The organism is Streptomyces sp. NPDC097640 (assembly GCF_040302705.1).
Classification (GTDB): Bacteria; Actinomycetota; Actinomycetes; order Streptomycetales; family Streptomycetaceae; genus Streptomyces.
On the sequence record NZ_JBEOSB010000003.1, the window covers coordinates 451,650 to 466,446 of the forward strand.

General features: G+C 72.5%; 12 protein-coding genes. 3 read left to right on the forward strand and 9 right to left on the reverse strand.

Features of this window, described 5'->3' with window-relative positions:
* Positions 1 to 209: 209 nt before the first annotated feature.
* Entirely contained in the window at positions 210 to 1,094 is an 885-nt protein-coding gene (locus tag ABTY62_RS06490) for an NAD(P)-dependent oxidoreductase (protein ID WP_352128253.1), read from the reverse strand.
* A 202-nt stretch (positions 1,095 to 1,296) separates the two neighbouring features.
* Here ABTY62_RS06490 and ABTY62_RS06495 point away from each other — a divergent pair, with 202 nt between their 5' ends.
* Both ABTY62_RS06495 and ABTY62_RS06500 read left to right on the forward strand, forming a co-directional pair.
* Entirely contained in the window at positions 1,297 to 1,581 is a 285-nt protein-coding gene (locus tag ABTY62_RS06495) for a hypothetical protein (RefSeq protein WP_352128254.1), read from the forward strand.
* Positions 1,578 to 2,288: a type 1 glutamine amidotransferase gene (locus tag ABTY62_RS06500; protein WP_352128255.1), complete on the forward strand. Its 711-nt coding sequence runs from the start codon at positions 1,578 to 1,580 to the stop codon at positions 2,286 to 2,288. The genes ABTY62_RS06495 and ABTY62_RS06500 overlap by 4 nt, the downstream gene beginning before the upstream one ends.
* 95 nt (positions 2,289 to 2,383) lie before the next feature.
* Here ABTY62_RS06500 and ABTY62_RS06505 read toward each other — a convergent pair whose 3' ends face one another.
* Both ABTY62_RS06505 and ABTY62_RS06510 read right to left on the reverse strand, forming a co-directional pair.
* On the reverse strand, positions 2,384 to 4,987 hold the full coding sequence (locus ABTY62_RS06505; protein ID WP_352128256.1) for a bifunctional FO biosynthesis protein CofGH: 2,604 nt from the start codon (positions 4,985 to 4,987) through the stop codon (positions 2,384 to 2,386).
* Between the two features lie 158 nt (positions 4,988 to 5,145).
* A complete protein-coding gene (locus ABTY62_RS06510; protein WP_352128257.1) occupies positions 5,146 to 5,994 on the reverse strand; it encodes a TIGR03619 family F420-dependent LLM class oxidoreductase in 849 nt (282 codons plus the stop codon).
* A gap of 153 nt (positions 5,995 to 6,147) precedes the next feature.
* Here ABTY62_RS06510 and ABTY62_RS06515 point away from each other — a divergent pair, with 153 nt between their 5' ends.
* Positions 6,148 to 7,674, forward strand: coding sequence for a CehA/McbA family metallohydrolase (locus ABTY62_RS06515; protein ID WP_352128258.1), 1,527 nt, complete (start codon positions 6,148 to 6,150; stop codon positions 7,672 to 7,674).
* On the opposite strand, the gene ABTY62_RS06520 is transcribed toward ABTY62_RS06515, so the two are convergent.
* From ABTY62_RS06520 to ABTY62_RS06545, 6 genes are all read right to left on the reverse strand, one after another.
* On the reverse strand, positions 7,675 to 8,433 hold the full coding sequence (locus tag ABTY62_RS06520) for an SDR family oxidoreductase (protein WP_352128259.1): 759 nt from the start codon (positions 8,431 to 8,433) through the stop codon (positions 7,675 to 7,677).
* Between the two features lie 4 nt (positions 8,434 to 8,437).
* A complete protein-coding gene (locus tag ABTY62_RS06525) occupies positions 8,438 to 10,195 on the reverse strand; it encodes an N-acyl-D-amino-acid deacylase family protein (protein ID WP_352128260.1) in 1,758 nt (585 codons plus the stop codon).
* Positions 10,196 to 10,224: 29 nt separating this feature from the next.
* Complete coding sequence (locus ABTY62_RS06530; RefSeq protein ID WP_352128261.1) at positions 10,225 to 11,352, reverse strand: LLM class flavin-dependent oxidoreductase; 1,128 nt, start codon at positions 11,350 to 11,352, stop codon at positions 10,225 to 10,227.
* A gap of 146 nt (positions 11,353 to 11,498) precedes the next feature.
* Complete coding sequence (locus ABTY62_RS06535; protein WP_352128262.1) at positions 11,499 to 12,281, reverse strand: SDR family NAD(P)-dependent oxidoreductase; 783 nt, start codon at positions 12,279 to 12,281, stop codon at positions 11,499 to 11,501.
* A 26-nt stretch (positions 12,282 to 12,307) separates the two neighbouring features.
* Positions 12,308 to 13,234, reverse strand: coding sequence for a TIGR03619 family F420-dependent LLM class oxidoreductase (locus ABTY62_RS06540; RefSeq protein ID WP_352128289.1), 927 nt, complete (start codon positions 13,232 to 13,234; stop codon positions 12,308 to 12,310).
* Between the two features lie 42 nt (positions 13,235 to 13,276).
* A complete protein-coding gene (locus ABTY62_RS06545) occupies positions 13,277 to 14,503 on the reverse strand; it encodes an amidohydrolase family protein (protein WP_352128263.1) in 1,227 nt (408 codons plus the stop codon).
* Positions 14,504 to 14,797 lie beyond the last annotated feature (294 nt).

A 14,797-nucleotide genomic window follows, 5' to 3' on the forward strand; every position in this document is an offset into this window, starting at 1 on the left:
CGTAGGACAGGCTTCGCACTGTAATGGACATCGATTGATCGCCTTCGATCCGCCGATGATTGTGAAGGCGTCAACACGGCGGGCCCTACGGATCGCCTCATTCCGAAACACTGCGCTAACAGAAGGGGACCTTGGGTCGCGGCACACGGAGGAGGCCGGGCCCGGACTTCCGGACCCGGCCTCCTCAGGCCGCGCGGCAGCGCGTGTCGCTAGTCGACAGGCTTCCTGATGTCCTCGATGACGCTCGCGAAGCCGTCGCCGCCACGGCCATCGGCGATCGCCCGCCCCATCAGGGCACGGACGGCCGCGAGCGGCCCGGAGTCCAGGCCCCGGGCCTCGCTCGTCTCGAGGATGTGGTCGACCCCCGCCGCCTCCATCGTCAGATTGCCCAGATCCCCCGGATAGTCACGGTTGTCGATACCATCCGCGACCTGGTCCGCCATTGCGGGAAGGAGGGCGAAGAATTCCTTGATGTACGGCAGGAATTCCTTGGCCGTGACACCGTCCGCGCCCACCAGAGCCAGGGAATGGACCATGGCGGCCATGCTGGAATAGAAGACATTGAGCAGCGCCAGGTCGTACAGCGGCGCGACCCCGTGGTCCGCGCCGAGATAACGGTTGTTTCCGCCCAGCGCTTTCAGCGTTGTCTCATGCGCCTCGAACACGGTCCGCGACCCGCTGTACAGGAGCAGGGCCTGCGGCGAACCGATGACCGGGGTCGGCACCATGATCGCCCCGTCGAGGTAGTCAATGCCGCGCCCCGCCGCCCACGCGGCGGCCTCGCGGGCCCGCTCCGGGGTGTCCGAGGTGAGGTTGACCAGCGCCCGCCGCGCCAACTCCGCACCCAGCGGCTCGAGGATCGCCTGGCTCACCTCGTAGTCCACGACGCATACGACCACCAGCTCGCCGGCCTTCACCGCCTCGGCGGGCGTCTGCGCCCGCACCGCCCCGCGGGCGACCAGGGCATCGGCCTTGTGGGCCGAGCGGTTCCATACGGTCGTGGGATGACCGGCATCGAGGAATGCCCCGGCCAGTGCCTGGCCCATCGCGCCGAGCCCGATGACCGTCACCGGCGTACGGTTTTCTCCTGCCATGACAGCACCACCTATTTCATGCTTTCGAGTCCGTGAAAATTCCCCTGCGCGCCGGGCTCTCGTCGATTCTGTTCTCTGCCGTGGGCTGGCTCAAGTACCCACAAAAAAGTGCGTACTTACCTTCAGGTATGCGAAAGGCTCTGCCGCCGCAACCGCGTGTCATGATCCCGGCGGTTGGGCGGCGGGGCGTATCGTTCCCGCCATGCGTTGCGCGATATGCGGGTCCGGGCGGCTGAGCCCGGTCGGGGAGCTCACGTCGTCCGATTCGATGCAGAAGCGGCTGCGGCTGCGGTTCGCCCGCCCGGGGGCGCTCAAGGCGCGGCCGACGTTCCACGCCGGCTTCGCTCGGGCCTGCCGGGACTGCGGGGCGCTGCTGCCGTTCCTCGGCGAGGAGGAGCGGCGGCGGCTGGACGCGGAGGCCAAGGGGCTGGCGGCGGTCGAGGGCGGGCCGGCCGACACGGATTCCGAACCCCGGGACACGCCGTGAGCGCACGGGTGCTGATGGTCCGCAACGCGGAGCGAAGCGGGCCGGGCCGGCTGCTGCCGTGGCTGCGGGACGAGGGGCTGGACGTGGTGGAGCGGGCGGGCGCCGAGGCGCCGGACCGTCCGGCCGGGTACGACGCCGTGGTGCTGCTCGGGGGCGGGTTTCTGCCGGACGACGACGCGCATGCGCCCTGGCTGCCGGCGCAGCGGGACCTCACGCGACGGGCCGTGGCCGAGGGGGTGCCGTTGCTCGGGATCTGTCTGGGGGCCCAGGTGCTGGCGGTGGCGGAGGGCGGCCGCGTGGAGGGGGCGTACGGGCTGCCGGAGCGCGGCTCGTGCGCCGTCGAGCTGCGCGAAGAGGCCGGGGCGGACCGGCTGTTGGCGGGGCTGCCACGGCGGTTCCGCGTCATCCAGAACCACCGCGACCAGATCACCCGCCTTCCGCCCGGCTCGACTCATCTGGCCCGGAGCGACGCGTGTGAGGTGCAGGCGTTCCGGGTCGGGGAGTGTGCCTGGGGCGTCCAGTTCCACCCCGAGGCCGGCGCGGACCGGCTCGCCGGCTGGGACGAGGCGGCGCTGGCCGAGAAGGGGCTTGACCTGGCCGCCCTGCGCGCCGAGGCGCAGGCGGCGGAGCCCGCGTCGACGGAGGCCGCGCGCCGGCTGGCGGGCAACTTCGCCGCCGTGGTCCGCGGCTGTGTGTCCGGCGCCTGAGTTTGTGGTGAGTATGGGACGGCGGCACGCCGTGGTGTCGGCGTGTCGCCGTCCCATACTCACCGCACATTCACGGGAGCTGTAGCCGCGCGCCCTCAGTCGCCGAGCACCGGCAGCAGCTCCGGCAGATGGCCGTCCGAGGCCAGGGCCGCCGCCTGGCGCTCGGCCGGGACCTCGCCGTAGGTGGTGGTGCGGGGGCGGGCCGGGCGGCCGGCGGATTCGGCGATGGCCACGAGGTCCTGGACGGAGCGGTACGAGCCGTAGGAGGAGCCCGCCATGCGGGAGATGGTCTCCTCCATCAGCGTGCCGCCCAGGTCGTTGGCGCCGGAGCGGAGCATCTCGGCCGCGCCCTCCGCGCCCAGCTTCACCCAGCTGGTCTGGATGTTGGGGATGTGCGGGTGGAGCAGGAGCCGGGCCATGGCGGTGACGGCGCGGTTGTCGCGGGCGGTGGGGCCGGGGCGTGCGATGCCGGCGAGGTAGACGGGGGCGTTGGTGTGGATGAAGGGGAGCGTCACGAACTCCGTGAAGCCGCCCGTCTCCTGCTGGATCCCGGCGAGCAGCCGCAGATGGCCCAGCCAGTGGCGGGGCTGGTCCACATGGCCGTACATCATCGTGGACGAGGAGCGGATGCCCAGCTCATGGGCGGTCTTGATGACCTCGACCCAGGTGGCGGTGGGCAGCTTGCCCTTGGTGAGGATCCAGCGGACCTCGTCGTCGAGGATCTCGGCGGCGGTGCCGGGGATCGTGTCGAGCCCCGCCTCGCGCGCGGCGGTCAGCCATTCGCGGATGGACAGCCCGGTGCGCGTCGCGCCGTTGACCACCTCCATCGGGGAGAAGGCGTGGACGTGCATCCCCGGCACGCGCTCCTTCACGGCGCGCGCGATGTCGAAGTAGGCGGTGCCGGGCAGGTCGGGGTGGATGCCGCCCTGCATGCACACCTCGATCGCGCCGACGTCCCAGGCCTGCTGGGCGCGGTCGGCCACCTGGGACAGCGAGAGGGTGTAGGCGTCGGCGTCGGTGCGGCGCTGGGCGAAGGCGCAGAAACGGCAGCCGGTGTAGCAGACGTTGGTGAAGTTGATGTTGCGGGTGACGATGTAGGTGACGTCGTCGCCGACCGTCGCGCGGCGCAGGTCGTCGGCGATCCGGCACAGCGCGTCGAGCGCCGGGCCGTCGGCGTGCAGGAGGGCCAGCGCCTCGGGGTCGGTCAGCCGGGTGGGGTCGTCGGCGGCGACGGACAGGGCGGCGCGGACGTCGGCGTCGATACGGGACGGGGCCATGCCGGGCGCCGCCGCCTCGCGCAGCGCCTCCCAGTCGCCGTACACCTCGTCGAAGTCGTCGCGGCGGTCGCCGGTGCGGCCCTCGGTGTCGATGGTGCGGTGCAGATCGGTGCGGCCGGAGGCGGTGAAGCCCTCGTCGGGCTCCTGCCAGGGCAGGCCGACCGGCATCGCGTCCTCGCGGGCCAGGCCGGTGGCGGGGTCGGCCAGGGCGCTGACGTGGGGCAGCAGCCGCGGGTCGAGCCAGGGCTCGCCGCGCTGGACGAACTCGGGGTACACCGCCAGCCGTTCCCGCAGCCGGAAGCCCTCGGCGGCGGAGTGCTCGGCGAGCTCGTCCACCTGCGGCCAGGGGCGCTCGGGGTTGACGTGGTCGATGGTCAGCGGGGAGACGCCGCCCCAGTCGTCGATTCCGGCGCCGATGAGCCGCGCGTACTCCCCGTCCACCAGGTTCGGCGGCGCCTGGATGCAGGCAGTGGGGCCCAGGATGTGGCGGGCGACGGCGACGGTGGCGACCAGGTCGTCCAGCTCCGCGTCCGGCATGCCGCGCATCGCGGTGTCCGGCTTGGCGCGGAAGTTCTGGACGATGACTTCCTGGAGGCCGTGGTAGGAGCGCGCGACGCGGCGCAGCGCGAACAGCGAGTCCGCGCGCTCCTCATAGGTCTCCCCGATCCCGATCAGCAGCCCGCTGGTGAAGGGGACGGAGCTGCGCCCGGCGTCCTCCAGGACGCGCAGCCGCACGGCGGGCTCCTTGTCCGGGGAGCCGTAGTGCGGGCCGCCGGGCTCGCTCCACAGCCGCTCGGCGGTGGTCTCCAGCATCATCCCCATCGAGGGGGCGACGGGCTTGAGCCGCTGGAAGTCCGTCCAGGTCATGGCGCCGGGGTTGAGGTGCGGCAGCAGTCCGGTCTCCTCCAGGATGCGGATGGAGATGGCGCGTACGTACGCGATGGTGTCGTCGTAGCCCTCGGCCTCCAGCCACTCGCGGGCCTCGGGCCAGCGGTCCTCGGGGCGGTCCCCGAGGGTGATGAGCGCCTCCTTGCAGCCCAGTTCGGCCCCGCGCCGGGCGACGGCGAGGACTTCGTCGGGCGACATGAACATCCCGTGGCCGGCGCGGCGCAGCTTGCCGGGGACGGTGACGAAGGTGCAGTAGTGGCACTTGTCCCGGCACAGGCGGGTCAGCGGGATGAAGACGCTGCGCGAGTAGGTGATGACCCCGGGGCGGCCCGCGGCCTCCAGGCCCGCGTCGCGGACCCGGGCCGCGGAGGCCGTCAGATCCGCGAGGTCCGCCCCGCGCGCCTGGAGCAGCACCGCCGCCTCGGCGGTGTCCAGCGCCACGCCGTCCCGGGCGCGTTTGAGCGCGCGGCGCATCGCGTTGGGGGTGGGGGCAGTCTGGGCGGACGGCTCGGATCCCTGCGCGCTCGTGGTCATCCTCCGAGCATACGAGCGGGATCTGACACTGCCAGACCGCCCGGGCCAGCGGTTTTGTGGGGCTCCTCACGAGGGTTCGGACGCGCGGACGGGAATACGTACAGGGGCACGGGAGGGGAACGCGGAGGCGGGCCTCCGGGAAGGGTCCCCGCACGCCGTCACAGGTACTGCGCGTACCCGTCGAGCGCCCGCAGGACCTCGCCCTCCTCGCCCGCCGGGAGCTGCACCACGGCCTCCTCGATCCCGAGGTCGGCGTAGTGCGCGAGCTTGCCGGGCGACGGCTCCACCCCGAACGGCACCACCTCCAGCGCCGCCGGGTCCCGGCCCGCCTCCTGCCACACCCGGCGCAGCACGGGCAGGGTCTCGGTCAGGCCGCGGCCGCCGATCGGCAGCCAGCCGTCCGCGTAGGCGGCGATGTGTTCGAACAGCCGGGGCCCGGCCGCGCCGCCGATCAGGGTGCGCGGGCCGGGCGCCCCGGTCGCGGGGTGGGCACTCAGCGGCTTGGGGTGCGCGAAACTGGCGCGCACCGAGCCGTACGCGCCGCTGTGGGCCGTGGGTTCCTCGGCCCACAGCGCGCGCATCAGCGCCACCCGGTCCCGTACGAGCTGCCGCCGGCCGCGCCAGTCGACGCCGTGGTCGGCCGCCTCCTCCACGTTCCAGCCGTAGCCGATGCCGAAAGTGAACCGCCCGCCGGAGAGGAAGTCGAGGGTGGCGATCCGCTTGGCGAGCGCGATGGGGTCGTGCTGCGCGACCAGGGCGATGCCGGTGCCCAGGGCGAGCCGCTCGGTGACCGCGGCCGCCTGGCCGAGGGCCACGAACGGGTCGAGCGTGCGCCCGTAGTGACGCGGCAGCGGCTCGCCCATCGGGGCGGGGGTGTCCCGGCTGACGGGGATGTGGGTGTGCTCGGGGAGATAGAGGCCGGCGAAGCCGCGTCTCTCCAGCTCGCGGGCGAGCCAGGTGGGGCGTACGGTCTCGTCTGTGAGGAAGATGGTGGTCGCGATCCGCATGGCGGGCTGCACCTCCGTGGGGGGCCGGATGTGGCTGCGCGTATGTTCCCTCACCGCCATCGAGTTATCCACAGGCCTTTCCGTACGTGTCACTCCCGCGTACAACGGTGTGAGCGCTGGTGACGGACCGCACAACGGCCTCAGGGGGCACTCATGCAGCGACGCTCGGTACTCAGACTCTCCGCCCTGGCGGGCGCGGCGGGGATGCTGACCCTCGATCCGGTGACCTTCGCCCAGGCGGAGGAGCGGGACGGCGGAAGCGAGGGAAGCGGGGAGCGGACGAAGACGGTCACGGGCCATCTGCCCACGGGCTCGCCGGACTTCGTGTATCTCCCGGTGGAAGTCCCGCGCGGGGTGCGCGAGATCGCCGTCTCGTACTCGTACGAGAGGCCGGCGGTCCCGGCGGGCACCCAGGGAAACGCCTGCGACATCGGCATCTTCGACGAGCGCGGCACCGACCTGGGCGGGCGCGGCTTCCGCGGCTGGTCGGGCGGCGCCCGCACCGAGTTCGCGATCAGCGCCGAGCAGGCGACGCCCGGGTATCTGGCGGGCCCGGTCGGGGCGGGCACCTGGTATGTGGTGCTCGGCCCGTACACGGTGGCCCCGCAGGGCCTCGACTACAAGGTCACCGTCACGCTGCGGTTCGGCGAGCCGGGCGAGACGCCGAAGCCGGTGTATCCGCCGCAGCGGGCCAAGGGGCGCGGGCGGGCCTGGTACCGGGGCGACTCCCATCTGCACACGATCCACTCCGACGGCAAGCGCACCCCGGCCGAGGTGGCCGCCGCCGCCCGGGCCGCCGGGCTCGACTTCATCACCACCACCGAGCACAACACCACCTCCTCGCACCCGGCGTGGGCGGGGCTGTGGGGCGATGACCTGCTGATCCTCACCGGCGAGGAGGTCACCACGCGCAATGGCCATGTGGTGGCCCTCGGCACCGACCCGGGCGTCTTCATCGACTGGCGCTACCGCGCCCGGGACAACGCCTTCGGGAAGTACGCCCGCAAGATCCGGCAGGCGGGCGGCCTGGTCATCCCGGCCCATCCGCACGGCACCTGTGTGGGCTGCAACTGGAAGTTCGGGTTCAACGACGCCGACGCGGTCGAGGTGTGGAACGCGGACTTCACCCCGGACGACGAGGTCACGGTGCAGGAGTGGGACAACACCCTGGTGGCCGCCGCCCGCGGCGAGGGCCGCTGGCTGCCCGCCGTGGGCCACAGCGACGCGCACCGCGAGCCGCAGGTCGTCGGGTTCCCGCAGACGGTCGTGCTCGCCGACGACCTGTCCCGCACGGCGATCCAGGACGGCATCCGCGCCGGGCGCTGCTGGATCGCGGAGTCCTCGGCGATCGACCTCACCCTCGAGGTCGTCGGCGGCCGCGGGGAGCACGCGGGCATCGGCGAGCGGCTGAAGGTCGGCCGGCAGGACGAGGTGACGGTCCGGCTGAAGGTCTCCGGCGTGGGCCGGGGCTGCTCGATCCGGCTCATCACCGACCAGGGCCAGCTGTTCGGCACAGCGGTCCCCGACTCCGGTTCCACCACCGCCGAGTGGCGTACGACGCCGTCCTACGCGGCGTATGTACGGGCCGAGGTGCGCCACGCCCCGGCGGACGGCGGCGCGTCCGGGATACCGGGCCCGATGGCGGCGATGACCAACCCGATCTGGCTGGGCGAGCGGTAACTAGGACGGGGGCGCGGGTCGTGGGCGGTACGCCGCGCGGACGCGGCGGCCGCCGTCCACGACCAGGTCCGCGCCGGTGATCCAGGACGCCTCGGCCGAGACCAGCCACCGGACCGCCCGCGCCACGTCCTCGGGTTCCCCGATCCGGGCCAGCGGCAGGGTGGTCGCGATGGCGGGCTCGTCGCGCTCCCAGACGAAGCGGGCCATCTCGGTGCGCACCAGCCCCGGGGAGACGGCGTTGACGCGGACGGCGGGGGCGAGCTCGGCGGCGAGCTGCCGGGTGAGGCGCAGGAGGGCGGTCTTGGTCGTGCCGTAGGCGCCGAGGTCCGGGCCGACGCCGTGGGTGCCCTCGGTGCAGATGTTGACGACCGCGCCGCCGTGCTCCCGCATCCACCCCCGCCAGGCCGCCTGGACCAGGCGCAGCGGGGCCTCCACATTGACCGTGAAGGCCGTGCGCCAGTCCAGCGGGTCCGCGGTCATCAGCGGGCCGAGCGGGGCGTTGGTGGCGGCGTTGTTGACCAGGACGTCGAGGCGGCCGAATTCCGCCAGGGTGCGGGAGACGGCCTCCTCCAGGTGGGCCGGGTCCGCGATGTCCCCCGGGCAGGCGATGGCGTGCGGGCCGAGGCGGCGTACGGCCTCCGCCAGGCCGTCCGTGCCCCGCGCCGTCACACACACCGCCGCCCCGTCCGCCGCCAGCGCCCGGGCCACGGCGAGTCCGATGCCGCGCGAGGCGCCCGTCACCAGGGCCGCGCGGGCCATCGGCTCAGCCCCCCGCGCCCACGGCCCTGGTGTCCACGGTCCTCGTGTCGCGCCCCGACCGCAGCACCTTGCCCGGGATCGCTCCGGTGATCTGGTCGTCCCGGATGGTCTCGACCCCGCCCACCCGCACGCTCACGACGCCGATGGCCCGCGAGTCCAGCCGCGGGCTGTCCCCCGGCAGGTCGTGCACCAGCGTGGCCCGGCCCGCGTCGATCCGCTCGGGGTCGAACAGCACCAGGTCGGCGTGGTAGCCCTCGGCGACCCGGCCGCGCTCCCGCAGGCCGAGCAGGCGCGCCGGGTCGTCGGTGAGCATCCGCACCGCCCGCTCCAGGCCGACCAGCCGCCGCCCGCGCAGACAGTCCCCCAGGAAGCGGGTGGTGTACGGCGCCCCGCACATCCGGTCCAGGTGGGCCCCGGCGTCCGAGCCGCCGAGCATGACGTCCGGATGTTCCCAGGTCTGCCGCCGCAGCTCCCAGCTCGCCGGGTCGTTGTCGGTCGGCATCGGCCACAGCACGGTTCGCAGCTCGTCGGCGGCGCAGATCTCCACCAGGCAGCCGAAGGCGTCCGTTCCGCGCTCGGCGGCGATGTCGCGCACGACGCGCCCGGTCAGCCCGGCGTTGGCCGCCGAGTAGGTGTCGCCGATGACGTACCGCTCGAAGTTGGCCAGCCGCCGGAAGACCCCGGCCTCGGGGCTGTGCGCCCGGCGCAGCATCTCCTCCCGCACGACGGGGTCGCGGAGCCTCGCGATCCGCTCGGGGACCGGCAGCCCGAGGATGTCGCCCCACCCGGGGATGAGGTTGAGCGCGCAGAAGGTGCCGAGCGACATGTTCATGGGGGTGAGGATCGGCATGGTCAGCGCGACGATCCGGCCGCCCGCCTTGCGGGCCCGCTCGCTCGCCTCCAGCTGCCGCGGCACCCGCTCCGGCACGGCCGCGTCGATGGTGAGGACGTTCCAGTTCAGCGGCCGTCCGGCGACCGCCGACATCTCCACGAACAGGTCGATCTCGTCATCCGAGAACCGGTCGAGACAGCCGGCGACGATCGCCTCGATCTGGGTCCCCTCGTGTTCGCCGACCGCCCGCGACAGCGCGATCAGCTCCTCGGGCCGGGCGTGGCGGGAGGCCACCGGCTTGCGGTCGCCGTCCGAGTGGGTGGAGGACTGGGTGGTGGAGAGGCCCCAGGCCCCGGCGTCCATGGCGGCGTGGAGGAGCCGCACCATCTCCTCCAGTTGCGCGGCCGTGGGCTGTCCGCCGATCGCGTCCGGGCCCATCACATGGCGGCGCAGCGCGCAGTGCCCCACCATGAAGCCCGCGTTGACCGCGGTGCGGCCCTCCAGCGCGTCCAGGTACTCCCCGAAGGTGTGCCAGTTCCACGGCGCCCCCTCCTCGAGCGCCACCAGCGACATGCCCTCGACCTTGCTCATCATCCGCCGGGTGTAGTCGGCGTCCTCGGGGCGCTCCGGGTTGAGCGGGGCGAGGGTGAAGCCGCAGTTGCCGCCCGCGACGGTGGTCACGCCGTGGTTCATGGAGGGGGTGGCGTACGGGTCCCAGAACAGCTGCGCGTCGTAGTGGGTGTGCGGGTCGACGAACCCGGGCGCGAGCACCAGCCCGGTCGCGTCCTCGGCGCTCCGGGCCGGCTCCGTCACGGTGCCGGGCTCGGCGAGGACCGCGATCCGCCCGTCCCGCAGGCCGACGTCGGCGACGTAGGCGGGGGCGCCGGTGCCGTCCACGACGGTCGCGGCGCGTATGAGGTGGTCGAGCACGGTGGTTCTCCCTTCACGCTCGGTTGCGCTCAGTCGCGGGCCGCCTGGCGGAAGCGGGTCGTACGGTGGACCGGGTCGGTGTCGATCTTCGGGATCACGTGCTCGCCGATCAGCTTGATCGTGTTCATGGTGTCCTCGCTGCCGATCCCGATCGGCAGCCCGAAGGACAGCTGGTCGGCGCCCGCCTGCTCCCACCGCTTGCACTGCTGGAGGACCTCGTCCGGGTCGCCGCAGATCATCAGCTCCTCGGCGATCAGCAGTTCGATGATCTCCTCGGTGTACTCGGGCAGCAGCTCGGGCCACTCGGGGATGCCCTCGGGCCGCGGGAAGGTGTCGTGGTAGCGGAACAGCAGCGACTGGAGATAGTTGAGCCCGCCGCCCACCGCGATCTCGACCGCCTTGGCGTGGGTCTCCGCGCAGATCGCCGTGGACGTCACCATCACGTTGTCGTTGACGAAGCCGCCGACCGGCTCGGCCTCCTTGACGGCGTTCTTGTACGAGTCGAGGACCCACTCCATGTCGGAGACCTTCTGCACGGAGAAGCCGAGCACGCCGAGCCCCTTGTGGCCCGCCATCGCGTACGAGGAGGGCGACCCGGCGGCGTACCACATGGCCGGGTGCGAGGCCCCGTACGGCTTCGGCAGCACCTTGCGCGGCGGGAGCGACCAGTGCTTGCCCGCGAAGCCCTGGTACTCGTCCTGGAGCCACATCTTGGGGAACTCGGCGATCGTCTCCTCCCAGATCTCCTTGGTGTGGTTCATGTCGGTCACGCCCGGCAGGAACCCGAGGATCTCGTGGCTGCCCGCGCCGCGCCCCGAGCCGAACTCGAAGCGGCCGCCGGAGAGGTGGTCGAGCATGGCGACCTTCTCGGCGACCTTGACGGGGTGGTTGACCTGGGGCAGCGGGTTGAAGATCCCGGAGCCCAGGTGGATCCGCTCGGTCGCGTGCGCGAGATAGCCGAGGAAGACGTCGTTGGCCGACAGGTGGGAGTACTCCTCCAGGAAGTGGTGCTCGGAGGCCCACGCGTACTTGAATCCGGACCGGTCCGCCTGGATGACGTACTCGGTCTCCTCGATCAGTGCGTGGTGCTCGGCCTCCGGGTCGGCCTCCTGCCGACTCCTGGGCACATATCCCTGCACAAAGAGTCCGAATTCCATGGAGGGTCACCGCCTCAGTGTTCTATCGTGCAGCCTATCTGACGCTCCGTCAGATTCCGATTGACTCTGACACCACGAGGTTTGACCGTCAAGGGCCGCCCCTATAGGGCCGTACCTCTTTCAGGCACGCCCCTGTAGGGCCGTGCCTAAAAGCCCGCGACCCCCGCCAGCCAGCCGCCGTCCACGACGAAGGGCTGGCCGGTGATGTACGAGGAGTCGTCCGAGGACAGGAACAGCGCCAGCCGGGCCACCTCCTCCGGCCGCCCGATCCGCCCCATCGGCACCAGCTTCCTGAACAGCTCGTCCACCGCCGCCGACGCCTCCGCGGGATCGACACCGGGGTCCAGCTGGGCCGGGTTGGTCATCGCGGTGTCGATCGCCCCGGGGCACATCGCGTTCACCCGGATCCCCTGCGGCGCCAGCTCCAGCGCCGCCACCCGCGTCATCCCGACGACGGCGGCCTTGGTCGCGGCGTACGAGGTCACCAGCGCCATGCCGGTCAGCGCCACATACGAGGCGGTGTTCACGATCGTGCCGCCGCCGGCCGCCGCCAGCTCCGGCGCCACCGTCCGCATCCCGAGGAACGTCCCGACCTGGTTGACCTGGACGACCGCCAGATACTCCTCGAGCGGGGTGCCGACCAGCTCGTTGAAGCGCAGCACGCCCGCGTTGTTGACCAGCCCGTCGACCCCGCCGAAGGCGTCCTTGGCGGCCGAGACGGCGGCGCCCCAGTCCGCCTCCCGCCCCACGTCCAGATGGACGTACCGGGCCGCGCCCCCCAGCTCCTTGGCGAGCGCCTCGCCCTGCTCGTCCAGCACATCGCCGAGCAGCACCCGCGCGCCCTCCGCGACGAACAGCCGCGCCTCCTGCTCGCCCTGCCCGCGCGCCGCGCCCGTGACGATGACGACGCGCCCGTCCAGCTTGCCCACTGTGCCTCCCGGTCGTTGAGATGCGGTCAGTCGTCGAGGTGCGGAGCGACGTCGGCGGCGAAGGCCGCCATCTGGTCGATCAGTTCGGCGCGGCCGCGGCAGCGGAACCGCACCTGGATCTGGTCCACCCCCATGGCCGCGTACGCGCGCAGCGACTCGGCGAGCCGGTCCGGCCTCCCGGCCAGCGTCCGCCGCCCCACCTCCCAGCCGGGCTCGCCCACGTACAGGGGCTCCGCGATGGCCCCGATCTCGGCGGGCTCGGCGCAGGCCGGGTCCTGCCGGGCGGCCCGCTCGCGCAGCTCGCGGAGTCTGGCGATCTGCCCCGGCAGCCGGTCCCGGGGGTCACCCTGCGGCAGCCAGCCGTCCCCCCGCACCGCCGCGCGGCGCACCGCCGCGGCGGAGGAGCCGCCCACCCAGATCGGCGGCCGCGGCGTCTGTACGGGGCGCGGGGCCTGCCCGAGCCCGGCGAACGCGAACCGCTCGCCGCGGAACTCGGGGAACTCCCCCGGGCCCAGCGCGGCCTTCAGCGCGTCCACGGTCTCGTCCAGGAGGGCGCCGCGCGCGGCGAAGTCCACGCCCAGCGCCTCGAACTCCTCCCGTACGTGCCCGGCCCCGACGCCCAGGATCAGCCGCCCGCCGCTCAGGTGGTCGAGCGTGGCGTACTGCTTGGCGCTCAGCAGCGGATGCCGCAGCGCGGCGACCGCGACATGGCTGAGCAGCCGCACCCGCTCGGTGGCGGCGGCCAGATAGGCGAGGGTGGCCACCGGGTCGTACCAGACGGTGCCCATGGCGTCGGCGAGCCGCCGGGGGATCGCGACGTGGTCGCACACCGCGATGTACGCGAAGCCGAGCCGGTCGGCGGCGCGGGCGATCTCGACGAGGTCGGCCGGGCCGGCCCCGTCCTCCCACGGCTCGGTGAACATGGTGCTCTGCGACTGGACCGGAAGCTGCATTCCGTAGCTCAGCCGCCCTTCGGGCAGGATGCGCACGCGCGATCACGCCCCCGGCCCGGCCCAGAGGCCGTCCTCCGTCAGCCCGAGCAGCTCGATCGCGTTGCCGCGCACGATCCGCTCGACGACGTCCCGCGGCAGATGTCCCATCTGGGCCTCGGCGACCTCGCGCGACTTGGGCCAGGTCGAGTCGGAGTGCGGGTAGTCGGTCTCGTACAGGACGTTGCCCGCCCCGATGGCGTCCAGGTTCCGCAGCCCGAAGGCGTCGTCGAAGAAGCACCCGTAGACATGCTCGGCGAACAGCTCGGACGGCGGCCGCAGCACCTTGTCGGCCACCCCGCCCCAGCCCCGGTTCTCCTCCCAGACCACGTCGGCGCGCTCCAGGATGTATGGGATCCAGCCGATCTGGCCCTCGGCATACATGATCTTGAGATCGGGGAACCGGTCCAGCTTGCCGCTCATCAGCCAGTCGACCATCGAGAAGCAGCAGTTGGCGAACGTGATGGTCGAACCGACCGCCGGAGGCGCGTCCGCCGAGGTCGAAGGCATGCGGGAGGACGAGCCGATGTGCATGGCGACCACCGTCCCGGTCTCGTCGCAGGCCGCGAAGAAGGGGTCCCACGCGTCGGTGTGCACCGACGGCAGCCCCAGGTTCGGCGGGATCTCCGAGAAGCAGACGGCGCGCACCCCGCGCGCGGCGTTGCGGCGCACCTCGGCGGCGGCCAGCTCGGCGTCCCACAGCGGGATGAGGGTGAGCGGGATCAGCCGCCCCCGCGCCTCGGGCCCGCACCACTCCTCCACCATCCAGTCGTTGTACGCGCGCAGCGCCAGCAGGCCGAGCTCGTGGTCCTTGGCCTCGGTGAAGGTCTGCCCGCAGAAGCGGGGGAAGGTCGGGAAGCACAGGGCGGACTGGACGTGGTTGACGTCCATGTCCGCGAGCCGGTCGGGCACCGAGAAGGAGCCGGGGCGCATCTGCTCATACGTGATGGCCTCGAGCCTGACCTCGTCCCTGCTGTATCCGACGGCGGTGTCGAGGCGGGTGAGCGGCCGGTGCAGGTCCTCGTACACCCACCAGTCCGCGATCGGCCCGTCGTCGCCGGGGGCGCCCATCTTCGGGGCGAACTTGCCGCCGACGAAGGTCATCTCCTTCAGGGGCGCCCGGACGACGCGCGGGCCGATGTCGCGGTACTTCGACGGGAGGCGGTCCCGCCAGACGTGAGCGGGTTCGACCGTGTGGTCGTCCACCGAGATTATCTTCGGGAAGCTCTCCATGCGTGTCACGGTAGCGCCGATCTGACGGTTCGTCAGCTACGGTGCGCGCGGCCGGTCCCGCCCCGGGACCGATTGCTGGTTGATGGCTCAATTACGCCGTAGGACTTGCGAGTTGAGGCAGCCTGGAGTGTTCATTTCCCGTAGCGAGCATCACCCGAAGGGATCACTCCGGTCGCGCCCCGAGCGCGTACGAAACACCGGCGAACGCGGCGGCCGGGCAAGTATGGCGGGCTTGTGGAGAGACCAGGCCCCTACTGACGTAGGGGGCTGAGGCAAGGCAAACTTACCCGTGCG